Genomic DNA, 25,328 nt, shown 5'->3' on the forward strand with positions numbered 1-25,328 from the left:
CTAGAAAAAGGACAAAGTAATACCATGCTACTTCAAATTGCCGAACCCGGACAAAGCACCGCACCTCATCAACATAAATTTGCTGTCGGTATCGATTTAGGGACAACCAATTCACTTGTTGCGGCAGTACGAAGTGGTCGTTGTACACCACTTGAAGATGAACATCAGCAGGTGATTTTACCGTCAGTGGTACATTACGGTGAGCAACAGATTCTGGTTGGCGATGCTGCTAAAGCCTTAGCTCAAACAGATCCTGTTCATACCATTAGCTCGGCTAAACGTTTAATCGGTCGTTCGCTTGCCGATATCCAAACTCGTTACACCACGTTACCTTATCAATTTAAAGCTAGCGAAAATGGACTGCCGTTGATTGGCGTTCCTAATGGCACGGTAAATCCGATTCAAGTCTCCAGTGAGATCCTTAAAACTCTCGCTAAGCGTGCTGAAAAAACATTAGATCATGAACTAGAAGGTGTTGTGATCACTGTTCCTGCCTACTTTGATGATGCTCAACGAGCAGGTACTAAAGACGCAGCAGGATTGGCTGGGCTTAAAGTATTACGTTTGCTTAATGAACCAACTGCCGCGGCGATTGCTTATGGTTTAGATTCAGGGCAAGAAGGCGTGATTGCTGTTTATGATCTTGGTGGTGGTACATTTGATATCTCCTTACTTCGTTTATCTAAAGGTGTATTTGAAGTACTTGCGACTGGTGGTGATTCTGCATTAGGTGGCGATGATTTTGATGATCTTATTTTAACGTTTTTTAAGCAGCAAGCTGGTATTGAGACTCCATTAAGCGCAGAGCAACATCGCGTGCTACTTGATTTGGCAACGCAAGCTAAAATTGATTTATCGGAACAAAATGAAGTTCAAGTTGATGTATTCGGTACTTTAATCTCATTTACTTGCCAGCAGTTTGAATCATTGATTCAGCCGTTGGTTAAGAAAACATTGTTGTCATGCCGTCGAGCACTAAAAGATGCTGAAGTAACAAGTGATGAAGTGGTTGAAGTGGTTATGGTTGGCGGCTCAACACGAACTTTACTTGTTCGTTCGATGGTGGGTGATTTCTTTGGTAAAACACCGCTCACTAGTATTAATCCAGATGAAGTTGTAGCCATTGGCGCAGGCATTCAAGCGGATATCTTGGTGGGCAATAAGCCTGATTCAGAAATGCTGCTGTTGGATGTGATCCCATTATCTCTTGGGATTGAAACAATGGGCGGATTAGTTGAAAAAATCATCCCTCGTAACACCACAATTCCAGTCGCTAAAGCACAAGAATTTACCACCTTCAAAGATGGCCAAACCGCTATGCTAGTTCATGTTGCACAAGGTGAACGTGAAATGGTTGGAGATTGCCGCTCATTGGCTCAATTTACCTTACGAGGTATTCCCCCAATGAAAGCAGGCGCTGCACATATTCGCGTAACTTACCAAGTTGATGCGGATGGTTTACTTTCGGTTACTGCGATGGAGAAAAGCACAGGCGTTCAGGCGGATATCCAAGTTAAGCCATCTTATGGATTAAGTGATAATGAGATCGCCGATATGCTAAGAGCCTCGATGACTCATGCTAAAGAAGATATGCAAGCTCGTGCTTTAGCTGAGCAAAAGGTAGAAGCCGATCGAGTGATTGAAGGTCTGCTAATTGCATTGCAAGAAAATGGTGAGCAGCTACTGAGTGTCGACGAGTATCATGCAATTGAAGCATCGTTGAAAACGTTGATTGAGCTACGCAATGGCCAAGATTCCGATGCGATAGAGCAAGGAATTAAAGACACCGATAGAGTGAGTCAGGACTTTGCTTCACGTCGTATGGATGTATCTATTCGAGCCGCTTTGTCAGGCCAATCGGTGGATGATATTTAGTTTCACTGGTTAGATTACAAACAATAATATTGAATTTTCTGTGGTGGGCTTAATCCTCTGAGCGATTACCCATCACATTTATAATTATAGTAGGATGGATTATGCCTAAAATTATCGTATTACCACATGAAGAGTTATGCCCAGAAGGCGCAGTATTAGAGGCCGAAAAAGGGGAGTCAGTACTTAATGTGGCTTTAAAAAATGGAATCGGTATTGAGCATGCGTGTGAAAAATCGTGCGCTTGCACAACGTGCCATATTATTATTCGTGAAGGTTTTGATTCACTGGTCGAAAGTGAAGAGCTCGAAGACGACATGCTAGATAAAGCGTGGGGTTTAGAGCCAGAATCCCGTTTAGGTTGCCAAGCTTTGGTTGCTGATGAGGATCTTATAGTAGAAATTCCTCGCTATACTATTAATCTAGCCTCGGAAAAACATTAATCTAGCTTCGTTAAGCTAAGCTTCTGAGCAATAGAGATACCAATCAAAAGGAAAGGGTTATGGGGTTAAAGTGGACAGATTCGCAAGATATTGCGATCGAATTATACGAAAAATTTCCTGATTTAGATCCTAAAACAGTGCGTTTTACCGATATGCATCAATGGATCACTGAGCTTGAAGAGTTTGATGATGAGCCTAACCGTTCAAATGAAAAAATCCTAGAAGCTATTTTATTATGCTGGTTAGATGAAATTTAGTTCGATGTTGAACACTATTTAATCATGAGATTGATGAGTAAATAGAACTGAACTTTTATAAAAGCCTCTCCGGAGGCTTTTATGCTATTTAGTGCACAAGTCTTTTGCCGTTTTCATGTCAAATTAACAAAAATCCATTATGATAGACCTCAATTTTGTCACCTTACTTATGTTTACGTTCGATTTAATTCTAATAAGAGTGTCAAAGTTTACAGTCATGAAGGATGGGTATTCTGCCTTCACAATATGCATGGATCGCTGAAGAATAAAAGGCGATAAAGGAGTTAAAATGTCTACATCTATGTTGGTTTCAATTACACAACAAGCAGCGCAGTCCCAATGGGGCGACAAAGCTCTATTATCTTTTGATGAAAATGGCGCGACTATTCATATTACATCGGCTACAGATATAGACTCAGTACAACGAGCGGCTCGTAAGTTAGACTCTCAAGGTCTTAAAAATATTGAATTAAGTGGCGAAGGCTGGGATTTAGAGAAAGTCTGGGCTTTTGTACAAGGTTACCGTTCATCGAAAAAAGGCAATCAAGTTTCTTGGCCAGCATTAGAACAAGCTCAACAATCAGAGCTTGAAGCTCGTATTAAAACAACTGATTGGGTACGAGATATTATCAATAAGAGCGCCGAAGAAGTGGCACCTCGTCAATTGGCTACTATGGCTGGTGAGTTTATTAAATCGGTTGCACCTGAAGGCTCTGTTAGTTATCGCATAGTGAAAGATAAAGATCTTCTAACTGAAGGTTGGGAAGGGATTTTCGCCGTGGGCCGAGGTTCTGATCGTACTTCAGCCATGTTACAACTCGATTTCAATCCAACTGGTGATGATAACGCCCCTGTTTTTGCGTGTCTGGTTGGTAAAGGCATCACGTTTGATTCCGGCGGTTACAGTATTAAAGCTTCAGGCTTTATGGATTCAATGAAGGCGGATATGGGCGGTTCTGGCACAATTACTGGCGGTTTAGCACTTGCCATCACTCGTGGACTTAATAAGCGTGTTAAATTAATTTTATGCTGTGCTGAAAATATGATTTCTGGGCGAGCACTAAAACTGGGCGACATCATCACTTACAAAAATGGTAAAACGGTTGAAGTGATGAATACTGATGCTGAAGGACGTTTAGTTTTAGCTGATGGTTTAATGTATGCCAGTGAGCAAAACCCACAGCTGATTATTGATTGCGCAACGCTTACGGGCGCGGCAAAAAATGCATTAGGTAATGATTATCACGCACTGCTTAGTTTTGATGATAAGTTGGCACAAAAAGCATTGAAAATAGCGAAAGCTGAAGCCGAAGGATTATGGCAACTGCCACTGGAAGACTTCCACCGTAATATGCTGCCATCTAACTTTGCTGATATGTCTAACATTTCTAGCGCAGGCTATGCACCCGGTGCAAGTACTGCGGCGGCATTTTTATCTTACTTTGTTGAAGACTACAAAAAAGGCTGGTTGCATTTTGATTGCGCTGGTACATATCGCAAAACGAGTAGTGACAAATGGTCGGCGGGTGCTACTGGCATGGGCGTAAGAACCTTAGCTGGCCTTTTGATTGAGCAGTCTAAATAAGATTTTAAACAATTAAGAGGGGTTGATGCTCCTCTATTAATAAAATACAACATAAGTTAATAGGACATTCATTATGGCTCTAGAAAGAACATTCTCAATCATCAAACCAGATGCGGTTGAACGAAATTTAATTGGAGAGCTTTATCACCGATTTGAAAAGGCAGGATTGTCGATTGTGGCGGCTAAAATGTTGCATCTAACCGATGCGCAAGCGAGTGGTTTTTATGCGGAACATGAAGGCAAACCATTTTTTGAACCATTAAAAGAATTCATGACTTCTGGGCCGGTTATGGTTCAAGTACTTGAAGGTGAAAATGCCATTTCTCGTTATCGTGAATTAATGGGCAAAACCAATCCGGAAGAAGCAGCATGTGGGACGATCCGTGCTGATTACGCAATAAGTATGCGTTATAACTCTGTTCATGGTTCAGATAGTTCTGAATCTGCCGCTCGTGAAATAGAGTTCTTTTTTCCGCAATCAGAAATCTGCCCTCGCGGTTAATCAAGCGTTATGTAAGATTGAACTATACTGAAAGAGGCTGATTAAATCGGCCTCTTTTTTATTCCATTCCCCTTAATTATATAAAGTCGCAATGTATACAAGCCTTGTTGTAAATGACTAAAGCCTGTACAATTCGCGCCCTTATTTATTGTTCCATTAGCGAGATAAACATGACCATCACAAAAGTAAATCTACTCGATTTTGATCGCAAAGGTCTGCGTAAGTATTTTTCTGAAGAGCTGAATGAAAAAGCTTTTCGGGCCGATCAAATCATGAAGTGGATATATCATTTTGGTTGTGATGACTTCGCACAAATGAATAACATTAACAAAACCTTACGTACTAAACTTCAAGAACGATGTGAAATTCGCGCTCCTTATGTTTCAGAAGCCTTGCATTCAAAAGATGGCACGATCAAATGGGCAATGCGTGTTGGTGATCAAGATGTTGAAACGGTTTATATTCCTGACAATGACCGCGCAACCTTATGTGTGTCCTCTCAAGTGGGCTGTGCATTGGAATGTAAATTTTGTTCAACGGGCCAACAAGGATTTAATCGTAATCTAAAAGTGTCTGAAATCATTGGTCAGGTATGGCGAGCTGCTCGTGAAATTGGCCTAGAAAAAGAAACGGGTCGTCGGCCTATCACCAACGTGGTTATGATGGGAATGGGTGAACCACTTTTAAATATGAAAAATTTGATCCCAGCATTGGAAATTATGTTGGATGATTTAGGTTTCGGCTTATCAAAACGTCGGGTAACGGTATCGACTTCAGGTGTTGTTTCTGGCCTTGATCAAATGACGGGTAATATTGATGTTGCATTGGCTATCTCACTACATGCGCCAACGGATGAATTACGCAGCGAGATCATGCCGATTAATGATCGCTGGAATATTGAAGCATTTTTAGAGTCTGTTCAGCGCTATATTGCGTCTTCAAATGCGAACCGTGGCCGCGTGACGATAGAGTATGTCTTACTTGATCATGTGAACGATGACATGCAACATGCAAGACAGCTCGCAGAGTTATTAAAAGATACCCCTTCAAAAATTAATTTAATTCCATTTAACCCTTACCCTGGGTCACCATATAAAAAACCAAGTAACTCACGTATTGATCGCTTCCAAAAAACATTGATGGAATACGATTATACCGTGACGGTTCGAAAAACTCGTGGTGACGATATTGACGCTGCGTGTGGTCAATTAGTTGGTGATGTGATCGACCGTACAAAGCGCACAAAACAGAAACAGCAAGGGGAACCAATTCCAGTTAAAGCTATCTGATAGGTACTGATAACAGATTGGCTCTTGTTTTTATAAAGGATGAGTGTCAATGTTATTAATTAAGAAGTTAGGCTTTATTTCGGTAGTTAGTTTTTTAGCCGGTTGTGTTACAGTAACTGACAATCCAAATATGGCTGCCTTTGATAGTATCAAAGCATCAGAAGGCCGAATTTCTTTGGGTTTAGGGTATTTAAAAGATAATCATATGGTCAAAGCAAGAGAGAATCTTGAAATGGCTGTAAAATATGCCCCAACCTATTATCGAGCACTTAACTCTGTTGCGTATTATTACCAGAGAGTTGGGGAAGATGAATTAGCAAAACAAGCTTACGAGAAAGCTTTAAAAAGCTCACCGAAAAATGGTGACGTATTAAATAATTATGGTGCATTCTTATGCCGACAAGGTGAATATAAGAAAGCCGATGAGTACTTTAACCTCGCAATAGAGCAGCCTTATTATTATCTGGTCGCAGCCAGTTATGAGAATGCGGGCCTCTGTGCATTAAAAAGCGGGGATAAAGAACAAGCCAGCCATTATTTTTCTCGTGCGCTTGCTCATGATCCAGACAGAGCAAAATCAGCGATACATTTAGCTGAATTGGAAATTCAAGAGGGTGAACTTTCCGATGCAAGGCTCCGTTTGTTTAAATTTAATAAGAGGTATGGATATCTCCCTGTTAGTTTAGAGTTGCTCATACAATTAGAAAAACAAGCAGCAAATCCTGAACTGGTGTCTAAATATGGCAACATATTGAAGACCAAATATCCAAACTCGATTCAATATCAGAAGTACAAGAAGAATGAGTACTGAACATAAAATTGAACCAACAGAAACACCACAACATTCCCAAACTGAGCTTCACTCAAGTGATGGTTTGACTGCCGGCGAAATATTACGCCAACGTCGTGAAGAACTTGGGCTGAGTCAAAAAGATATCGCACAAAAATTACGACTGAAAGTGTCGGTAATTGAAAGTGTAGAAAGCCATGAATTTGGATCCCATCAAGTAGCCACTTTTATCCGTGGCTATTTTCGATCTTACGCAAAAGTGGTTGGTATCAGCGAAAAAGAAATATTGAAGGTGTTGGAGCTTTCCGGCGAAGGTCAGCATCAACATAAAGAACACATGATGCACAGCTTTTCTCAACAGACGAAAAAGCAAAAACATGATAGCCATATTATGCGTATCACATGGGGTGTGTTGGTGGTGATCATTGGTATATCATCGATTTGGTGGTGGCAAAACCATCAACAAGATACTCTTTCAGCATCCTCAATAAAACAAGAGCAGACTGCTACCGTTGATACTGTATTAGAACAAAACCAATCGAATGAACAAGAGAATGGTTCAGCTGATTTAGACGTATCGGCGAGCTCTGATGATTTATCTTCTGATGACTCTCAACATTCAGATGTATTAACTCAAGACGCGCAAGAGTCGGATACTTCATCTTCTTCTGAGGAAGCTGTAGTTTCAGATGCTCAAACGCCAGAATCACAAGAAGAAAAGATTGAGGCTTTATCTCAATCTGAAACCTCAAATAAACCATTAGTAATGAATTTTAAGAATGACTGTTGGATCCAAGTAAAAGACAGTCAAAATAAGATCCTTGCTACCGGTATGAAAAAAGCAGGCGAGTCTGTTACTTTAACTGGAAACACTCCGTACTCTATAATATTAGGCGCTCCTGAAGGAGTCTCTATCACCTTAGCAGATGAACCTGTAGACCTTTCTCGGTATACTGCAGGCAAAGCCGCTAGATTGACATTACCGTAGATAAATTATGCATCACGAATCTCCTATCAAGCGTCGTCCTTCGACTCGAATTTATGTTGGCAACGTCCCAATTGGTGACGGTGCTCCTATTGCAGTTCAATCCATGACCAACACTTTAACAACTGATGTTGAGGCGACTGTTGCTCAAATACGCTCACTTGAAAAAGTAGGTGCGGATTTAGTTCGAGTTTCAGTTCCCACCATGGATGCTGCAGAAGCCTTTAAATTGATCAAGCAACAAGTGAATGTGCCATTAATCGCAGATATTCATTTTGATTATCGTATTGCCTTAAAAGTGGCGGAGTACGGTGTTGATTGCTTGAGAATTAACCCTGGTAATATTGGTAACGAAGCTCGGATTCGCTCAGTTGTGGATTGTGCTCGAGATAAAAATATTCCAATACGAATTGGGGTTAATGGTGGCTCTTTAGAAAAAGAGATCCAATTGAAATATGGTGAACCAACAGCGGCAGCGTTAGTTGAATCTGCCATGCGTCATGTGGATATTTTAGACCGTTTAAACTTTGATCAATTTAAAGTAAGTGTCAAAGCATCTGATGTATTTTTGGCTGTTGATTCTTATCGCTTGCTGGCTAAACAAATAAATCAACCTTTGCACTTAGGTATTACTGAAGCCGGTGGTGCGCGTGCGGGGTCGGTTAAATCAGCCGTTGGTCTAGGAATGCTATTGTCGGAAGGAATTGGCGATACACTGCGTATTTCTCTTGCTGCCGATCCAGTTGAAGAAGTTAAAGTTGGTTTTGATATTTTAAAATCGCTGCGTATTCGCTCTCGTGGTATCAACTTTATTGCTTGCCCAACGTGTTCTCGTCAAGAGTTTGATGTGATTTCAACTGTAAATGCATTAGAAGAACGTTTAGAAGATATTATTACTCCAATGGATGTTTCTATTATTGGCTGTGTGGTCAATGGACCTGGTGAGGCAGAAGCTTCACATATGGGCATTGCTGGCGGACATAAAAAAAGCGCATTTTATGAAGATGGTAAACGCCAAAAAGAACGTTTTGATAACAATAATGTGATCGATCAGCTAGAAGCTAAAATCCGAGCAAAAGCCGCGATGCTAGATAGTGCGAATCGGATTGATGTCGATAATATTGATGGTTAACGTTAAGTCGTTATCTTTTAAAGAATATTGAGTGGTAGTGACTGTGAGTAAAACAATTCAAGCAATTCGAGGCATGAACGATTGCCTACCAAGCCAATCTCCTCTTTGGCATAAAGTAGAAGATGCGGTAAAAAATGTAGTGAGTTCTTATGGCTACAGTGAAATTCGTATGCCAATCGTTGAAGTGACTAATTTATTCAAACGTGCGATCGGCGAAGTGACCGATGTCGTCGAAAAAGAAATGTATACCTTCGAAGACCGCAATGGCGATAGCTTGACGTTACGCCCTGAGGGAACGGCTGGCTGTGTCCGTGCAGGAATTGAAAATGGATTAATTTACAATCAAGAGCAACGTTTATGGTACATGGGACCGATGTTCCGCCATGAGCGCCCTCAAAAAGGTCGTTATCGTCAATTTCATCAAGTTGGAGTAGAAACATTTGGCCTACAAGGTCCTGATGTTGATGCTGAATTGATCATGATGACAGCTCGATTATGGCGTCAACTAGGTATTGATCAACATGTTCGCTTGGAATTAAACTCGATCGGCTCTATTGAATCTCGAGCTAATTATCGCACTGTTTTAATTGAATTTCTTGAGCAACATATCGATATTTTAGATGAAGATTGTAAGCGTCGGATGTATACCAATCCTCTGCGAGTACTGGATACTAAAAACCCAGCTATTCAAGCGATATTAGTGGATGCGCCTCAGTTAGCCGATTACCTTGATGATGACTCACGTGAACATTTTACTGGTTTATGTGAACTACTTGATGCAGCTGGTATCCAATACCAAGTTAATCAACGTTTGGTTCGCGGTTTAGATTATTACAACAAAACTGTTTTTGAATGGATCACTGAAAGCCTTGGTGCTCAAGGTACCGTTTGTGCTGGTGGTCGTTATGATGGTTTGGTCGAACAGTTAGGTGGTAAACCATCTCCAGCTGTAGGTTTTGCTATGGGACTTGAGCGTTTAGTTTTGATGATGGAAACGCTAGAGCTTAATGAAGTTCGTAAACCAGTTGATGTTTATTTAGTCACAGCAGGTGAAGGCACACTCATTAATGGTATGAAACTGGCTGAATCATTACGCGAAAATGTTAATGGGTTACGCCTAATGACTCACTTTGGTGGTGGTAACTTTAAAAAACAATTTAAACGTGCAGATAAAGTGGGTGCATCTATCGCACTGGTTCTGGGCGAAAATGAAGTCGCAGAGAAAACGGTGGTAGTAAAAGATCTTATTGGTGGTGAGCAACAAACGCTTACTCAGTCTGAGCTTGCCGCTTATTTAACTAATGCCATTTAATTATCTAACGCTTAAATTTTAGTATTAAGTGCAATTATCGAATTTTAAAGAGGATGTAACGTGAGTATCTACGACGCGGATGAAGAACAACAAGTAGAAGCAATTAAAGACTGGTGGAAAGCAAACGGTAAATCCGTGATCATTGGTGTTGTTGTGGGTATCGGTGGTATTTTAGGCTGGCGTTATTACCAAGATGGTATTACCGCTGAGCAAGAAACCGCTTCTCATGGTTACAGTGCTGTGATTTCAAACCTAGAAGAAAAAGGTCTTGAAGCACAGAAACCAACTCAAGATTTTATTACCGCAAATGATAAAACGTCTTATGCAGTTTTGGCTTCTTTACAATTAGCCAAAGCTCAGGTTGATGCGAACAAGCTTGATGATGCATTAACGCAGTTAAAGTGGGCAAAACTTCATGCTAAAGATGATACGTTATTGCCGATTATCTCTTATCGTATGGCTCGCGTGCTTACTGCTCAATCTAAGTATGATGATGCAATCTCGGAAATTTCAGCAGTGAAATCGGAAGCTTGGAAAGCACGTAATCAAGAATTAATGGGCGATATTTATTTACTGAAAGGGGATAAAGATGCTGCTCAGAAAGCTTATATCCAAGCACAGCAAGATGGAACCGCAAACCAAGCTTTGCAAATGAAACTTGATGATCTTGCCAAGTAGGGACCGTTTTAATGAAAAAAGTGCTTAAACGTGGTCTGACTCTGACTTTTATTGCTTTAGGACTCTTAGGGTGTTCAAGCGAGGAAGATACAATTGTTATGTCTCCACTTCCTATAGTAAAAAGTCAATTTACGCCAAAAACACTGTGGACCGCATCCGTAGGTGATGGTGTTGGGCACTATTTTTCAAAACTGTCCCCAGTCTATGCTTACAATAAAGTCTTTGTGGCTAGCCGTGATGGTGAAGTGAAGGCTCTTGATCCTGAAACAGGTAAAACCTTATGGGAAGCTGATTTAGGTGAAGATGAACCTGCACGATTATCGGGTGGATTGAGCGCATTATACGATAAAGTCTATGTTGGATCTGAAAATGGTCAGGTTTACGCTTTATCTGCCGATGATGGATCTCTTGTATGGCAACAAGATATTGAAGGTGAAGTACTTGCCAAGCCGTTAGCGGATGAAAACTTAGTTATGTTTAATACGGCCAAAGGTTCTTTGGTAGCATTAAAGCAAGAGTCCGGTGAACAAGCCTGGGTGATCAATAATGAAGTTCCGAATTTAACCCTGAGAGGAGACAGTTCACCTACCTCTGTTTCTGGTGGTGTTTTCTGGGGTATGTCGAACGGTCGATTAGCAGCCGCATTGATTCAAAAAGGGCAACTATTATGGCAACAGCCTATTGGCACTCCAAAAGGATCGACAGAGATTGATCGCTTGGTGGATGTCGATGCTTCGCCGCTGATTATTGGCTCAAGCCTCTATACGGTTGGTATTAATGGTCAATTAGTTGCGATTGATTTACGTTCGGGCACACCGATGTGGAAACGCGCTTATTCTTCGGCGACTGATTTGGCTACCGATGGTAGTAAACTTTTCGTTGTTACGGATCAAGATCATCTTACTGGTGTGGATGTCCGTAGTGGAACCAAGCTATGGGAAAATGACGAACTTCAATATCGCCAACTATCTGAACCTGCAGTGATCCACAATTATTTGGTTGTCGGTGATAATGAAGGTTACTTACACTGGATAGATCGTAATACTGGTGCTTTTGTTGCCCAGCAGTTGATTGGTGATGATGATGATGATGATGGAATTGCAGTAGCTCCAATTCAGCTTGATGATGGCTTTATTGTTATCACAAGAGAAGGGGAGATAAAGAAAATGCAGATCCCTGAAGGATCGTGATATAATCCGGCACCCTGATTTATCAGACCTAAAATCGGCTCCTATTGATGGGGCCGTTATTCTTCTTAATGGAGAGTATATTGTTTTGAGTTAGTAGTTATAGGTAATGGCAGAACATAGGCTTATTACCTATAACTACTCTGGTTATTTTAAAGATTTTTGAGGTATATATGATTCCTGTAGTGGCTTTAGTTGGACGCCCAAACGTTGGTAAATCAACGTTATTTAACCGTCTAACTCGTACGCGTGACGCATTGGTTGCTGACTTTCCGGGCTTAACTCGGGATCGTAAATACGGCCAAGCAAAATCTGGTGAACATGAATTCATCGTGATTGATACTGGTGGTATTGATGGTACTGAAGATGGTGTTGAAACCAAAATGGCAGAACAATCATTAGCGGCAATTGAAGAAGCTGATGTTGTTCTATTTATGGTTGATGGCCGTGCAGGATTAACGGTTTCTGATGAAGCGATTGCTCGCCATTTACGTATGCGTGAAAAACCAACCATGTTAGTGGTCAATAAGGTTGATGGCGTTGATGCTGACGCCGCGAGTGCTGAGTTTTGGCAGTTGGGCATGGATAAAGTGTATCAAATTGCCGCTGCTCATGGCCGTGGTGTGATGAGCTTAATTGATAAAGCATTGAAACCTTTTTCTGACCAATTGGCAGAAGAAGAAGCTAAATTAAAAGCAGAAATCGAAGATTTAACAGGTGAAGTTGACGCTGAAGATGAGCAACTAGAATACACCGAAGAAGAAGCAGAAGCCGAATTTAAACGCCTGCAAGATCAACCGATTAAATTGGCGATCATTGGTCGACCTAATGTCGGTAAATCAACGCTGACTAACCGTATCTTAGGTGAAGAGCGTGTGGTTGTTTATGATATGCCAGGAACGACTCGCGACTCTATCTACATTCCAATGAAGCGTGATGAACGTGAATATGTCTTAATTGATACCGCCGGTGTTCGTCGTCGTAAGCGTGTTAATGAAGTCGTTGAGAAATTCTCAGTGATCAAGACACTGAAAGCGATTGAAGATGCCAACGTTGTACTACTTATCATTGATGCCCGTGAAAGTATTTCAGATCAAGATTTAAGCTTACTTGGGTTTGCACTTAATGCCGGGCGTTCTATCGTGATTGCCGTGAATAAGTGGGATGGCTTAGATACGGATGTAAAAGAGCATGTTAAAAAAGAATTAGACCGCCGCTTAGGTTTTGTTGATTTTGCTCGTATTCACTTTATCTCAGCACTTCACGGTACTGGCGTTGGTCATTTATTTGAGTCGGTACAAGAGGCATATAAATCAGCCACAACTCGAGTTGGTACTTCTGTACTTACTCGTATTATGAAAATGGCGCAAGATGATCACCAACCACCGTTGGTGCGTGGACGTCGAGTTAAGATGAAATATGCTCATGCGGGTGGCTATAACCCACCGATTATTGTTGTGCATGGTAACCAAGTAAAAGAGCTACCAGATTCTTATAAACGTTATTTGATGAACTATTTCCGTCGAGCTCTTGAGATCATGGGAACACCTATTAGGATCCAGTTCCAAAATAGTGAGAACCCATTTGAAGGTCAGGTAAATAAATCTAGCGTTACAGAAGCACATAAGCGTAAACGTTTGGTGAGCTTGATTAAACGTGGCCGCAAAAAGCAATAAGCGGATATTCTATTTTTAATGATTAAACAAAAATACCACTCGCTGAAGTGGTATTTTTTTATCTATAGATCGCGTATTTGAATATTTTAAAATATTGGATCCTATGATTTAAATGTAACTATAAGGTTTATTATCCTGTTTAAAATTCAAATGCAGCACATGTAACTTATGCTTTCGGGTTGTGGTGATATAAATATTCTTAATGGGGTAGATCGCTGATCAAAGAGTATAAAGGCTGAGATCATAAAAGATCATGCCATGCTTAAAATCGCATATTAAATGAAAGTTTGTATTAGTTAGATGACAATAACCGACATTTTCCAGAAATGACATGTCATTTTGTTATCAAGGTTTAAGAAGAGTAAAGTAGAAGGGCATTCACTTTCATTTTAAAGAAGTGATGGTGCTTATAAAAAGTATTATGAAGGACTCATTTATGCCAGATCATGACTGCCCAAATTGCGATACTAAATTAGTATGGCAAAGGAAAAATGATAAGAACCAACCGGTTTATGGTTGTAATAACTGCCACGTTAATTTCACTCAACAGGCCTTTTGTCCAGCTTGTGACAATGAGCTCAATTACTTGCAAGCATGCGGTTCTAGCAGTTTCTTTTGCCCACAATGTAATGAACTAAAGTCTAAATCAACAGTGATAACTAAGTTGCAGTTTACTTAGGACTGTTAACTTACGATTGAATGGATCTCTCCATCAATAAATGAAATTGCAATCTTTTGTCCGCTTTTTAGGCCCGCAGCCTGAGATACCACCCGGCTATTTTCATCTTTTACAATGCTATAGCCTCTTTTTAGTGTTGAAAGTGGGCTCATTGTTTCTAACTTTTCAACCTTTATCGCCAAATGGTATCTCTGAGTTGTGAGCTGCTTTTCAATCGCGTTGATTAAATGACGTTGCTTTTGTTGTACTTGATCTTTTTGCCTTTCAATTTTTTTGGCTAGTGAATAGCTATTGAATTTATGAGTTAAGTATTCGACTTGGCTGTTCTGACGACGCAAGTAGTACGACATTGAACGTTGTAAACGCTGACTCAAATCATCCAATTGTTGAGCTTGATTATTGAGCTGATAACGAGGATGTAATTTATCCAACAGGTGAGTTAACTGAGTGAGGCGTGATTTTTGTTGCGAGAAATAATATCGGCTTGCGTTGAGTAAACGTTGATGTTGATGATGCAACGTTTGGTGCTTATGATTATTGTCACGGCTTACAAGCTCAGCAGCCGCAGATGGTGTTGGTGCACGGACATCGGCAACAAAATCAGCAATAGTGACATCAATTTCATGCCCAACGGCACTCACAATAGGAATTTGACTGGCAGCAATAGTACGAGCAACAATCTCATGATTAAAGCACCATAAATCCTCCAGCGAACCACCACCACGACCGACGATCAGTATGTCACATTCATTACGGCTATTGGCTCGTCCTATCGCTTGAGCAATTTTGAAGGGCGCTTCTTCTCCTTGCACAACGGTTGGATATACGATGATTGGTAAGCTTGGATCACGGCGCTTTAATACATCCAAAATGTCATATAATGCTGCGCCTGTTTTTGAGGTAATAACGCCAATTCGTTTTGGATTTTCAGGTAGGGCTTGTTTTAAGCTTTGAGCAAATAAACCTTCGCCAGCTAAGCGCATTTTAAGCTGCTCAAATTCTTGTTGCAGACGCCCGTCACCCTCAGGCTGCATACTCTCGATGATCAATTGATAATCACCACGAGGTTCATATAAAGATAATCGCGCTTTGACTAACACTTGATTACCGTTTATTGGTTTAAAGCTAACATGACGATTATTACCTTTGAACATGGCACATTTGACTTGTGCACGTGAATCTTTTAATGAGAAATACCAATGACCAGAAACAGGAGCAGAAAAATTTGATAATTCGCCCACCAACCACACAATTCCCATTTCATTTTCAAGTAGCATTCGTACTTCTGCATTCAAGCGAGAAACCGTAAATATATTTGGATTAGTGCTTGGGGTTATTGGCACAGGAAATCTCACAAATCTAATCAAAAAGAATAAGATAATTATAGCGGAATTAGAGTTTAAATTGCGAATGGTGTCAGCCAAGAACAACCAAAAACTTAAGCGTGTGACAACATTTATGCGATTAATTGATATTTGAACTACCTTCAGGCTTATTCATTAAATTTTCATAAATAAAAAGGATAAAACATCTAGTCAAACGATTGCGCGAGGCGTATAATCCCGCTGCAATATCAAATCCCAAATTCATTTTATTATGCGAAACGATAAAATGAGTTTATCGCTTATGGTTTTAGTCGCTTTTTAGCTAAATACTAACAGTGGGATTTATCCTTCTAACACTCTTATGTGAGATATTGCAATGTTACGAATCGCGAAAGAAGCTTTAACGTTTGATGACGTTTTACTTGTCCCTGCACACTCCACTGTTCTTCCTAATACAGCTGATCTTCGCACTCAGTTGACTAAAAAGATCACTCTTAACGTCCCGATGATTTCTGCCGCTATGGATACGGTTACAGAAGCTCGTTTGGCTATTGCTCTGGCTCAAGAAGGTGGAATTGGCTTTATTCATAAGAATATGTCAATTGAACAGCAAGCTGAAGAAGTACGTTTAGTGAAGATTTATGAAGCTGGTGTCGTTAGCAATCCTGTGACTATCCGCCCAACTGAAACCATCTTGGATGTGAAAGCATTAACCGAGAAACATGGTTTCGCTGGCTTTCCTGTCGTAACGCAAAGTAATGAATTAGTCGGTATTATTACTGGCCGTGATGTTCGTTTTGTCACTGATTTGACCAAAAGTGTTGAACAAGTGATGACCCCAAAAGATCGCCTTGCCACAGTGAAAGAAGGTGCTTCACTTTCTGATGTACAAAAATTAATGCAAGAGCGCCGTATTGAGAAAGTATTAGTCGTTAATGATGCTTTCCAATTGTCAGGTATGATCACCGCAAAAGATTTCCAAAAAGCAGAAAGTAAACCGAACGCTTGTAAAGATGACCAAGGTCGCTTACGTGTTGGTGCGGCTGTTGGCGCTGGCGCTGGTAACGAAGAACGTGTTAAAGCGCTTGTTGAAGCAGGCGTTGATGTTCTGCTTATCGATTCTTCTCACGGTCACTCTCAAGGTGTCTTAGATCGAATTAAAGAAACGCGTGCACTTTTCCCCGATTTACAAATCATTGGCGGAAATGTAGCAACGGCTGCTGGTGCTCGTGCACTGATCGATGCAGGTGTGGATGCGGTTAAAGTCGGCATAGGCCCAGGTTCAATTTGTACCACCCGCATAGTTACTGGTGTTGGTGTTCCACAAATCACTGCTATTTCAGATGCAGCAGAAGCAGCTGCTGAGTTTGGTATTCCTGTGATTGCTGATGGCGGCATTCGCTTCTCTGGTGATATTTGTAAGGCTATTGCTGCTGGCGCATCTTGCGTGATGGTTGGCTCTATGTTTGCAGGAACGGAAGAAGCACCGGGTGAAATCATCCTTTACCAAGGCCGTTCTTATAAGTCTTACCGTGGAATGGGTTCACTGGGCGCGATGTCTCAAGGTTCATCAGATCGTTACTTCCAATCAGATAATGCAGCCGACAAGCTTGTTCCAGAAGGCATTGAAGGTCGTACTGCATATAAAGGCCATATAAAAGAAATTATCCATCAACAAATGGGTGGTTTACGTTCAAGCATGGGTCTAACCGGCAGTGCTACGATTGACGATATGCGCACTAAAGCAGAGTTTGTACGTATCTCTGGTGCGGGCATGCAAGAATCGCATGTGCATGACGTACAAATTACAAAAGAAGCCCCTAATTACCGTCTTGGTTAAAATTTTCATCTATCACTAGTTATTGAGTTCAATAATTGCGTGATAGATTGAAAATTTGGGATAAATAAGAATAGAAAATTTTTAATGATGTGTGTTTTGAGTATTTGACGATAAGCACATGTCAATTTCACTTTAATTAGATTTTAGAGAAAAAGAATGACGACTAATATTCATGCTGAACGCATTTTAATTTTAGACTTTGGCTCTCAATACACCCAATTGATTGCTCGCCGTATTCGTGAGATCGGTGTTTATTGTGAACTGTGGAGTTGGGATGTTGAAGAATCGGATATCCGTGAATTTAACCCAGACGGCATTATTCTTTCTGGTGGCCCTGAAAGTGTCACCGAAGCCAATTCTCCTCGTGCGCCTGAATATGTATTTAATGCTGGTGTACCTGTATTTGGTATTTGTTACGGCATGCAAACCATGTCTGAGCAACTTGGCGGGAAAGTAGCCGGTTCTAATGAACGTGAGTTTGGCTACGCACAAGTAAAAATGGTTGAAGACTGTGCCTTGTTTGCCAATATCGAAGATGCGATTTCAGAAGATGGTAAACCGCTGTTAGATGTATGGATGAGTCACGGCGATAAAGTGGTTGAGATCCCAAGCGGATTCACTAAAGTTGCTCAAACTGATACTTGTCCATACGCTGCGATGGCGAACGATGAAAAACGTTTTTATGGCGTTCAATTTCACCCAGAAGTTACTCATACTCGTCAAGGCTTACGCATGCTTGAGAACTTTGTGCTTAACATCTGTGGTTGTAGCAAGTTGTGGACACCATCTTCTATCATTGAAGATTCAATCGTACGCCTTAAAGATCAAATTGGTGATGATGAAGTTATTCTTGGTCTTTCTGGTGGGGTTGATTCTTCTGTTGTAGCCATGCTGCTCCATCGCGCTATTGGCGATAAACTTACCTGTGTATTCGTGGATAACGGCTTATTGCGTTTAAACGAAGCCGATCAAGTAATGGATATGTTTGGCGATCACTTTGGATTAAATATCATCCACGTTGATGCTGAAAACCGTTTCTTAGATGCACTCGGTGGCGAAGCTGAACCAGAAGCGAAGCGTAAAATTATTGGCCGCGTTTTTGTTGAGATCTTTGATGAAGAATCGAAGAAGCTTAAAAATGCTAAATGGTTAGCACAAGGCACGATTTACCCTGATGTAATTGAATCTGCTGCATCGAAAACAGGTAAAGCACATGTGATTAAATCTCACCATAACGTGGGCGGTTTGCCTGATGATATGGCGATGGGTTTGGTTGAGCCATTACGTGAACTATTTAAAGATGAAGTACGTAAGATAGGTCTAGAGCTTGGCTTGCCATATAACATGCTTTACCGTCACCCGTTCCCTGGGCCTGGTTTGGGCGTTCGTGTTTTGGGCGAAGTTAAGAAAGAATACTGTGACTTGTTACGTCGCGCAGATGCTATCTTCATTGAAGAGCTACACGCGGCAGATTTATACAACAAAGTTTCACAAGCATTTACAGTATTCCTACCGGTACGTTCAGTGGGTGTTATGGGCGATGGCCGTAAATATGATTGGGTTGTATCGCTACGAGCTGTCGAAACGATTGATTTTATGACAGCACATTGGGCACACTTACCTTATGATTTCCTTGGCAAAGTATCTAACCGCATCATTAATGAAATAGATGGTATTTCACGTGTAGTTTACGATATTTCAGGTAAGCCGCCCGCGACGATTGAGTGGGAATAATCCTCTAAAGCTTTTTAACCTTATTGTATAAATAAAACCGTCTGATTATTAAAATTAGACGGTTTTTTCGTTCTATGATGTTTGAAGCGAATTACGGGGCTTTGTATTAATTAAAAAATTATTGCTATTTAAATAATGGGTTATAGGTTGTTTGATTCACAATTCCTTCCATAATGTTCATCACAATCAACGCTTCTTTTTCTGACACCGGTGGCATGGTGTTGTTCTCGATTGAAGCTTTGAAGTCTTTATAAAATTGAGTGTAATGCTGATAGTTTGCTTCTATCTTTTCTTGTCTATCTTGGAAATAAACAGTACAGATTCCTTGTGGGGTATCCTTACCAAAATCTAGATGATCTAAAAAGATCCCTTGTTTTAAATCACGCTCTTGCTGATCTATTTGATACTTTTCAATTGTGGCATTGGTAGCATTGACTATCCAACGTGGCGGCTCTTTTATGATTAATTGGGAAAAGCGAACACGGATCCGAAGGTTACCGTAAATCAATTTTATATCGTAATAATCTTCTGGGATGCCATCGGTTTGATTGGCTGTCATTTGATAAGCTTGTCCCTTACCAATGTAATAGTTCTTTTGATTAGCAATATCATAAATCACTTCGTCAGGTTCACCATAAAGCGATACTATTTGATCGAGAAAATGCACGGCATGTCCATACACACTGCCATCGTATTTATTACCGGTTTGAACTGCTCCATCGGTGCGATAATGCGTATGGTTGGATTCAATCTCCATGATCTGACCCAAATCTTCACGAGTCAATAAGGTTTTGATGGTTAAAAAATCACTGTCGTAGCGGCGGTTTTGATAAGGCGTGATTTTGACGTTAGCTTGCTTGGCTAATTGAAATAATTCTTTAGCTTGTTCAAGCGTACCGCAAAATGGCTTTTCAACAATGACATGTTTACCCGCCAAAATAGCTTGTTTGGCAAATTGGTAATGTGAACTTGCCGGAGTCGCAACCACAATGATTTCCACATTGCTGTTTAATAAATCATCTATAGAGTCAAAACGTTGAATCAAGGGTTTATTGTTCGGATAAGGCATATCAAACTGGCGAGTGCCACGCGTGTAATAACCTGTTACTTCAAACTGCTTCGCGGCATCAATAAAAGGCATATGATATCGGTTGGTGCTTTTACCAAAACCAATAAAACCAAGTTTCATCATAACAACATCCTTTGTGGTTTTTATCATTCTTGTGAGTGAGTTAACCATACATGTGAGGATTGAAACTGTTAATTAAAATATAAATTTAATTTTGAAAGGTGACATCATTGCATCAGGTAACAATACTTCAAAGTCTACAAAATGTGTTTAAGCGTATTGACCAAAGTAATATTTTCCAGATATTTGTGATCGCCGTGATCCTGATTTCGGCGTTAACAGTTGGCGCGCATACGTATGAATTGCATTCCTCGATGGAATACGCATTAAATATTATGGACTCAGCCATCACCGTCTTTTTCTTGATCGAATTGATAATCCGTTATTTAGCCAGTGATGGTATTCGCGCCTTCTTTAAAAAAGGTTGGAATATTTTCGATTTGGTTATTGTGCTTGGTAGTTTATATCCGGCGGCGGGTTCAACCATGTTTGTGGCGCGTCTATTACGGATCTTCCGCGTGTTGCGTTTAGTGTCGATGGTGCCAGAGTTACGGGTGCTGGTAAATGCACTGATCAAAGCCATTCCCCAGATGGGTTATATTGGCTTGCTTATGTTTGTAATTTTCTATATCTACGCCGCAGTCGGCAGTATGTTGTTTGGTGATATTAACCCAACGCTGTGGAGTGATGTTTCGATCTCGATGTTAACGCTATTTCGGGTGGCGACGTTTGAAGATTGGACCGACGTGATGTACGAAACGATGGAGGTTTATTCACTGAGTTGGATTTACTACCTAACCTTCATATTCTTAACCGCATTCATCTTCTTAAACATGATGGTGGGTACGATTTTAGAGGTGATGTCACAAGAGCATAAATTATTGCGTGAAGAGCAAAATCCCGATGAGGATACGCTTGCAACCTCCAGTGAAATTAAGGCGTTGAATATCAAGCTTGATCAACTACAGCAAACGTTAATTGATATGCAGAAAAAGTCTGATTAGCGTTGCATTAAATGCTGATCTAGGTAATCAAGTAATAATCTCACTTTAGACGGAAGATGACGGTTATGTGGGTAAATAGCCCAAATACCTTCATCTTTCGGTTGATGAGAGGGCAGCAAAGCGACTAGCTCCCCCGATTGTAAATATGGCTGCACATAATAATCAGGCAGCTGAACAATTCCAATTCCTTTTAACGCTGCGTCTAATAGCGCATAACCGTTATTGCATTTAAAGCTCCCATGCACCGTTAATTTTCGATTCTGAAAGCGCCAATGATCAAGAGACCCCAATAAGCAGTTGTGTTGCTTTAATTCGGCTAATGTCTGTGGCGTGGCGTACTTAGCTAAATAGTCAGGTGAGGCACATAGGAACAAATTTCTATCACGCAATTTTTTCGCCATCATGGTGGAATCAATGAGCGATCCCAATCGTATTGACAGATCAACTTTTTCTTCAGTGAGATCAACGGTTCGGTTGGTGAGCCATAGTTCCACTGTTAATTCTGGATACAGTAGACAAAAATCATTCACTAGCGGCGCTAAGTGGCTTTCACCATAAGCAATTGGCGCTGAAAGTTTCAATTGGCCTTGCGGGGTATGATGCAAATTAGTGACGGTTTGCTCTGCGGTATTTAAAGCATCCAGTATTGCGCGACATTGTTGATAATATGCCTTACCAATATCCGTTAAGCTCACCTTTCTTGTGGTTCGATAAAATAACTTTGCCGATAATCGACTTTCCAATTGGTTAATTTGGCGGCTGACTTGCGCGGTGGAGATAGACAATTGTTTGGCCGCTAAGGTAAAGCTTTTGGTCTCGGCAACCGCCACAAATTCACTGATACCCTGCCATTGCATATTCATCACTCATTGGTACTAATCGAATGTTTATTTTAATCATTATTACTCATGTGTAAAAGTGTTTTACTTAAAAGATGGATTATCAATGATGTAATTTCACCTATACTAAAGAACTCAATAATCGAAAACCCTTTTGAATTCGTAAGGATATTTCATGACAGCACAAGTAATTAAATCACGCGCCGCTGTGGCGTGGAAAGCGGGCGAGCCATTGAAAATGGAAACTGTGGATGTCATGCCGCCACAAGCCGGTGAGGTTCGCGTTAAAATTATTGCAACCGGTGTTTGTCACACGGATGCTTTTACTTTATCTGGTGATGATCCTGAAGGAGTATTTCCAGCCATACTTGGTCATGAAGGCGGCGGTATTGTTGAATCGATTGGAGAGGGTGTAACTTCTGTCAAAGTTGGCGATCATGTTATCCCACTTTACACAGCAGAATGTGGAGTCTGTAAATTCTGTACGTCAGGCAAAACTAATTTGTGTTCCGCGGTACGAGAAACGCAAGGGAAAGGTTTAATGCCTGATGGTACTACACGTTTTTCGATTAATGGCCAGCCGATCTTCCATTACATGGGAACATCAACGTTCTCTGAATATACCGTGCTACCTGAAATTTCATTAGCAAAAGTAAACCCAGATGCCGATTTAAAAGAAGTATGTTTATTGGGTTGTGGCGTTACGACGGGAATGGGCGCAGTCACCAATACTGCGAATGTTCAACCAGGTGATACGGTGGCGATCTTTGGTCTTGGCGGAATTGGTTTGTCTGCTGTGATTGGTTCTGCGATGGCCAAAGCAGGGCGCATTATTGCCATTGATATTAATGAGTCAAAATTTGAATTAGCTAAACAATTGGGTGCGACCGATTGTGTGAATCCGAATGATTTTGATAAGCCAATCCAAGAAGTGATTGTCGAAATGACAGATGGCGGCGTCGAATATTCATTTGAATGTGTTGGCAATGTTCATCTGATGCGCAGCGCACTTGAGTGTTGTCATAAAGGTTGGGGGGAATCAATTATTATTGGTGTAGCAGGCGCAGGCCAAGAGATCTCAACTCGCCCATTCCAATTAGTAACCGGAAGAGTTTGGAAAGGATCGGCATTTGGTGGGGTGAAAGGACGTTCAGAATTACCGACTTATGTTGAGCGTTACATGAAAGGTGAATTCAAACTCAATGATTTCATTACTCACACCATGGGCTTAGAAGACATTAATAAAGCATTTGAGTTGATGCATGAAGGTAAAAGCATTCGAACTGTGATCCACTATTAAGTAAGGGTATTTATGAAGCAACTGAGTTCAAATAAATCCTTTGGTGGGCTGCAACAGCAGTTTGAGCATGAATCAAAAGTGTTGCATTGTGCGATGAAATTTTCGGTGTATTTACCATCTCAAGCAACGCAAGATCACAAGGTTCCAGTCTTGTACTGGCTTTCTGGCTTAACGTGCAGTGATGAAAATTTTGTGCAAAAAGCAGGAGCTCAGCGTATGGCGGCGCAGCTGGGGATTGCGATTGTCATGCCTGATACCAGCCCGCGTGGGGTGGGTATTAATGGTGAAATTATTGCTGATGATGAAGCGTATGATTTAGGTCAAGGCGCTGGGTTTTATTTAAATGCGACTCAAGCACCTTGGGATAAGCATTATCAGATGTATGATTATATTGCTTATGAATTACCAGCTTTGATTGAAGCGAATTTCCCAGTGACGGATAAGCGATCTATCTCTGGTCATTCAATGGGAGGGCGTGGCGCTTTAGTTATAGGTTTACGTAATGCGCCAAGATTTCAGTCGATCTCAGCTTTTAGCCCGATAGTTAGTTCATTGCAGTGCCCGTGGGGACACAAAGCATTAACCGCTTATTTAGGCGATGACCAAGCATTATGGGTGAAATACGATGCGGTTGAACTGATGAAAAAAATCAAAGGTGAGACGTCAAATTTACCTCCGATTAAAGTTGACCAAGGTCTAGCGGATAACTTTCTTGAAGAACAATTAAAACCGCACTTATTAGAAAATGCGGCGAATCAAGTAAATTACCCATTTGAGATCAATGTGCATTCTGGTTATGACCATAGTTACTTTTTTATTGCGAGTTTTATTGATGAGCATTTGAAGTTTCATGCACAACATTTAATGGCATAGAAAAAGGTAGTAAAAATAATTATCATCAATGGATTATCTGTTCGGATAATCCATTTTTTTTGCCTATTAGTTTATCTCACGAGTTATTTATAAATGATGATTCAATGTTACTATAAACTGGGTTCAAGGAATGAAAGTCTGATAAAGGATAAGATGTGATAGAACAACAAACGGTGATTCAATTTAACCAAGTGAATAAGTTCTATGGTGACTTTCAGGCCTTAACTGATATCAACTTGCAGGTAACTAAAGGTGAAAAGTTAGTGATTTGCGGCCCTTCTGGTTCGGGGAAATCCACTTTGATTCGCTGTATTAATAACCTAGAGAGCATTCAATCGGGTGATCTTCGAGTATTTGGTCAGCAAGTGACACCAAGACAGCAATGGCAAGGTCAAATTGGTATGGTGTTTCAGCATTTTCATTTATTTCCTCACCTTACTATTGCCGAAAATCTGACGCTATCTCCAGTCAAAACGTTAAAGCTGTCGAAATCTGATGCTCTAGAGCGAGCGATGCATTATTTAGAGCGTGTCAATATCGCCGAACAAGCCAATAAATACCCTTCGCAACTTTCTGGAGGACAGCAGCAAAGAGTCGCGATTGCTCGTTCCCTGTGTATGCAGCCAGAAATTCTACTATTTGATGAACCTACCTCCGCGCTTGACCCTGAAATGATCAGCGAAGTACTCGATGTGATGTCACAACTTGCTCAAGATGGTATGACCATGGTGTGTGTTACTCATGAAATGGGCTTTGCTAAAAAAGTGGCTGATCGCGTGGTGTTTATGGATCAAGGCAAAATTGTAGAAATAGCACCACCAATGGCGTTTTTTGGTCAACCAAAGCATCAACGCACTCAACATTTTCTTAACCAGATTCTGAGTTATTAGCGTGTCG

The 25,328-nt window shown here is 40.8% G+C and carries 23 protein-coding genes; 20 read left to right on the forward strand and 3 right to left on the reverse strand.

Annotated features, from left to right (window positions below):
* The first annotated feature begins 24 nt into the window (after nucleotides 1-24).
* From hscA to HC725_RS10045, 14 genes are all read left to right on the forward strand, one after another.
* Nucleotides 25-1,875, forward strand: coding sequence for a Fe-S protein assembly chaperone HscA (hscA, locus tag HC725_RS09980; RefSeq protein WP_190331685.1), 1,851 nt, complete (start codon nucleotides 25-27; stop codon nucleotides 1,873-1,875).
* 101 nt (nucleotides 1,876-1,976) lie between these two features.
* Nucleotides 1,977-2,315, forward strand: coding sequence for an ISC system 2Fe-2S type ferredoxin (fdx, locus tag HC725_RS09985; RefSeq protein ID WP_190331686.1), 339 nt, complete (start codon nucleotides 1,977-1,979; stop codon nucleotides 2,313-2,315).
* 59 nt (nucleotides 2,316-2,374) lie between these two features.
* Nucleotides 2,375-2,572: a Fe-S cluster assembly protein IscX gene (iscX, locus tag HC725_RS09990; RefSeq protein WP_190331687.1), complete on the forward strand. Its 198-nt coding sequence runs from the start codon at nucleotides 2,375-2,377 to the stop codon at nucleotides 2,570-2,572.
* A gap of 289 nt (nucleotides 2,573-2,861) precedes the next feature.
* Nucleotides 2,862-4,157 (forward strand): aminopeptidase PepB, encoded by a 1,296-nt coding sequence (gene pepB / locus HC725_RS09995; RefSeq protein WP_190331688.1) that lies wholly within the window; start codon nucleotides 2,862-2,864, stop codon nucleotides 4,155-4,157.
* 73 nt (nucleotides 4,158-4,230) lie between these two features.
* A complete protein-coding gene (gene ndk / locus HC725_RS10000) occupies nucleotides 4,231-4,659 on the forward strand; it encodes a nucleoside-diphosphate kinase (RefSeq protein ID WP_190331689.1) in 429 nt (142 codons plus the stop codon).
* A 170-nt stretch (nucleotides 4,660-4,829) separates the two neighbouring features.
* Nucleotides 4,830-5,948 carry a bifunctional tRNA (adenosine(37)-C2)-methyltransferase TrmG/ribosomal RNA large subunit methyltransferase RlmN gene (locus tag HC725_RS10005; RefSeq protein ID WP_190331690.1) on the forward strand — a complete coding sequence of 373 codons (1,119 nt, stop codon included), beginning with the start codon at nucleotides 4,830-4,832 and terminating at the stop codon, nucleotides 5,946-5,948.
* A 49-nt stretch (nucleotides 5,949-5,997) separates the two neighbouring features.
* Complete coding sequence (pilW, locus tag HC725_RS10010; protein WP_190331691.1) at nucleotides 5,998-6,759, forward strand: type IV pilus biogenesis/stability protein PilW; 762 nt, start codon at nucleotides 5,998-6,000, stop codon at nucleotides 6,757-6,759.
* On the forward strand, nucleotides 6,749-7,726 hold the full coding sequence (rodZ, locus tag HC725_RS10015; protein WP_190331692.1) for a cytoskeleton protein RodZ: 978 nt from the start codon (nucleotides 6,749-6,751) through the stop codon (nucleotides 7,724-7,726). The genes pilW and rodZ overlap by 11 nt, the downstream gene beginning before the upstream one ends.
* A 7-nt stretch (nucleotides 7,727-7,733) precedes the next feature.
* The gene (ispG, locus tag HC725_RS10020; protein ID WP_190331693.1) at nucleotides 7,734-8,855 is read left to right on the forward strand and encodes a flavodoxin-dependent (E)-4-hydroxy-3-methylbut-2-enyl-diphosphate synthase; all 1,122 of its coding nucleotides are present in this window, start codon (nucleotides 7,734-7,736) and stop codon (nucleotides 8,853-8,855) included.
* 43 nt (nucleotides 8,856-8,898) lie between these two features.
* The gene (gene hisS / locus HC725_RS10025; RefSeq protein ID WP_190331694.1) at nucleotides 8,899-10,167 is read left to right on the forward strand and encodes a histidine--tRNA ligase; all 1,269 of its coding nucleotides are present in this window, start codon (nucleotides 8,899-8,901) and stop codon (nucleotides 10,165-10,167) included.
* Between the two features lie 60 nt (nucleotides 10,168-10,227).
* Entirely contained in the window at nucleotides 10,228-10,845 is a 618-nt protein-coding gene (locus HC725_RS10030) for a tetratricopeptide repeat protein (RefSeq protein WP_190331695.1), read from the forward strand.
* A gap of 11 nt (nucleotides 10,846-10,856) precedes the next feature.
* Nucleotides 10,857-12,035: an outer membrane protein assembly factor BamB gene (gene bamB / locus HC725_RS10035; protein ID WP_190331696.1), complete on the forward strand. Its 1,179-nt coding sequence runs from the start codon at nucleotides 10,857-10,859 to the stop codon at nucleotides 12,033-12,035.
* Nucleotides 12,036-12,205: 170 nt separating this feature from the next.
* Nucleotides 12,206-13,708, forward strand: coding sequence for a ribosome biogenesis GTPase Der (gene der, locus HC725_RS10040; RefSeq protein WP_190331697.1), 1,503 nt, complete (start codon nucleotides 12,206-12,208; stop codon nucleotides 13,706-13,708).
* Nucleotides 13,709-14,144: 436 nt separating this feature from the next.
* The gene (locus tag HC725_RS10045) at nucleotides 14,145-14,387 is read left to right on the forward strand and encodes a YfgJ family double zinc ribbon protein (protein ID WP_190331698.1); all 243 of its coding nucleotides are present in this window, start codon (nucleotides 14,145-14,147) and stop codon (nucleotides 14,385-14,387) included.
* Between the two features lie 5 nt (nucleotides 14,388-14,392).
* On the opposite strand, the gene xseA is transcribed toward HC725_RS10045, so the two are convergent.
* Nucleotides 14,393-15,664: an exodeoxyribonuclease VII large subunit gene (xseA, locus tag HC725_RS10050; protein ID WP_238928483.1), complete on the reverse strand. Its 1,272-nt coding sequence runs from the start codon at nucleotides 15,662-15,664 to the stop codon at nucleotides 14,393-14,395.
* Between the two features lie 424 nt (nucleotides 15,665-16,088).
* On the opposite strand from xseA, the gene guaB reads away from it, so the two are divergent.
* On the forward strand, nucleotides 16,089-17,552 hold the full coding sequence (gene guaB, locus HC725_RS10055) for an IMP dehydrogenase (RefSeq protein WP_190331699.1): 1,464 nt from the start codon (nucleotides 16,089-16,091) through the stop codon (nucleotides 17,550-17,552).
* Between the two features lie 156 nt (nucleotides 17,553-17,708).
* Nucleotides 17,709-19,286 (forward strand): glutamine-hydrolyzing GMP synthase, encoded by a 1,578-nt coding sequence (gene guaA / locus HC725_RS10060; RefSeq protein ID WP_190331700.1) that lies wholly within the window; start codon nucleotides 17,709-17,711, stop codon nucleotides 19,284-19,286.
* A 124-nt stretch (nucleotides 19,287-19,410) separates the two neighbouring features.
* Here the strand turns inward: guaA and HC725_RS10065 are convergent, their stop codons facing one another.
* On the reverse strand, nucleotides 19,411-20,478 hold the full coding sequence (locus HC725_RS10065; protein WP_190331701.1) for a Gfo/Idh/MocA family oxidoreductase: 1,068 nt from the start codon (nucleotides 20,476-20,478) through the stop codon (nucleotides 19,411-19,413).
* A gap of 107 nt (nucleotides 20,479-20,585) precedes the next feature.
* On the opposite strand from HC725_RS10065, the gene HC725_RS10070 reads away from it, so the two are divergent.
* Nucleotides 20,586-21,419: an ion transporter gene (locus HC725_RS10070; RefSeq protein ID WP_194687930.1), complete on the forward strand. Its 834-nt coding sequence runs from the start codon at nucleotides 20,586-20,588 to the stop codon at nucleotides 21,417-21,419.
* Here the strand turns inward: HC725_RS10070 and HC725_RS10075 are convergent.
* Nucleotides 21,416-22,276 carry a LysR substrate-binding domain-containing protein gene (locus tag HC725_RS10075; protein WP_190331769.1) on the reverse strand — a complete coding sequence of 287 codons (861 nt, stop codon included), beginning with the start codon at nucleotides 22,274-22,276 and terminating at the stop codon, nucleotides 21,416-21,418. The genes HC725_RS10070 and HC725_RS10075 overlap by 4 nt on opposite strands.
* A 157-nt stretch (nucleotides 22,277-22,433) precedes the next feature.
* Between HC725_RS10075 and HC725_RS10080 the strand changes: the two genes are divergently transcribed.
* The 3 genes from HC725_RS10080 (at nucleotide 22,434) to HC725_RS10090 (ending at nucleotide 25,321) form a co-directional block, all read left to right on the forward strand.
* Complete coding sequence (locus HC725_RS10080) at nucleotides 22,434-23,558, forward strand: S-(hydroxymethyl)glutathione dehydrogenase/class III alcohol dehydrogenase (protein ID WP_194687931.1); 1,125 nt, start codon at nucleotides 22,434-22,436, stop codon at nucleotides 23,556-23,558.
* A 12-nt stretch (nucleotides 23,559-23,570) separates the two neighbouring features.
* Nucleotides 23,571-24,431 (forward strand): S-formylglutathione hydrolase, encoded by an 861-nt coding sequence (gene fghA, locus HC725_RS10085; protein WP_190331702.1) that lies wholly within the window; start codon nucleotides 23,571-23,573, stop codon nucleotides 24,429-24,431.
* A 173-nt stretch (nucleotides 24,432-24,604) separates the two neighbouring features.
* On the forward strand, nucleotides 24,605-25,321 hold the full coding sequence (locus tag HC725_RS10090) for an ATP-binding cassette domain-containing protein (protein ID WP_190331771.1): 717 nt from the start codon (nucleotides 24,605-24,607) through the stop codon (nucleotides 25,319-25,321).
* Nucleotides 25,322-25,328 lie beyond the last annotated feature (7 nt).

It is taken from the genome of Vibrio sp. S17_S38, assembly GCF_014694375.1.
Classification (GTDB): Bacteria; Pseudomonadota; Gammaproteobacteria; order Enterobacterales; family Vibrionaceae; genus Vibrio.

Coding starts and splice junctions, on each gene's coding strand:
- iscX (WP_190331687.1), top strand. CDS start 2,375: ATGGGGTTAAAGTGGACAGATTCGCAAGATATTGCGATCGAATTATAC.
- guaA (WP_190331700.1), top strand. CDS start 17,709: ATGACGACTAATATTCATGCTGAACGCATTTTAATTTTAGACTTTGGC.
- pepB (WP_190331688.1), top strand. CDS start 2,862: ATGTCTACATCTATGTTGGTTTCAATTACACAACAAGCAGCGCAGTCC.
- HC725_RS10045 (WP_190331698.1), top strand. CDS start 14,145: ATGCCAGATCATGACTGCCCAAATTGCGATACTAAATTAGTATGGCAA.
- HC725_RS10080 (WP_194687931.1), top strand. CDS start 22,434: ATGACAGCACAAGTAATTAAATCACGCGCCGCTGTGGCGTGGAAAGCG.
- HC725_RS10005 (WP_190331690.1), top strand. CDS start 4,830: ATGACCATCACAAAAGTAAATCTACTCGATTTTGATCGCAAAGGTCTG.
- der (WP_190331697.1), top strand. CDS start 12,206: ATGATTCCTGTAGTGGCTTTAGTTGGACGCCCAAACGTTGGTAAATCA.
- fdx (WP_190331686.1), top strand. CDS start 1,977: ATGCCTAAAATTATCGTATTACCACATGAAGAGTTATGCCCAGAAGGC.
- guaB (WP_190331699.1), top strand. CDS start 16,089: ATGTTACGAATCGCGAAAGAAGCTTTAACGTTTGATGACGTTTTACTT.
- ndk (WP_190331689.1), top strand. CDS start 4,231: ATGGCTCTAGAAAGAACATTCTCAATCATCAAACCAGATGCGGTTGAA.
- ispG (WP_190331693.1), top strand. CDS start 7,734: ATGCATCACGAATCTCCTATCAAGCGTCGTCCTTCGACTCGAATTTAT.
- fghA (WP_190331702.1), top strand. CDS start 23,571: ATGAAGCAACTGAGTTCAAATAAATCCTTTGGTGGGCTGCAACAGCAG.
- HC725_RS10075 (WP_190331769.1), bottom strand. CDS start 22,276: ATGCAATGGCAGGGTATCAGTGAATTTGTGGCGGTTGCCGAGACCAAA.
- hscA (WP_190331685.1), top strand. CDS start 25: ATGCTACTTCAAATTGCCGAACCCGGACAAAGCACCGCACCTCATCAA.
- HC725_RS10065 (WP_190331701.1), bottom strand. CDS start 20,478: ATGATGAAACTTGGTTTTATTGGTTTTGGTAAAAGCACCAACCGATAT.
- rodZ (WP_190331692.1), top strand. CDS start 6,749: ATGAGTACTGAACATAAAATTGAACCAACAGAAACACCACAACATTCC.
- pilW (WP_190331691.1), top strand. CDS start 5,998: ATGTTATTAATTAAGAAGTTAGGCTTTATTTCGGTAGTTAGTTTTTTA.
- bamB (WP_190331696.1), top strand. CDS start 10,857: ATGAAAAAAGTGCTTAAACGTGGTCTGACTCTGACTTTTATTGCTTTA.
- xseA (WP_238928483.1), bottom strand. CDS start 15,664: ATGCTACTTGAAAATGAAATGGGAATTGTGTGGTTGGTGGGCGAATTA.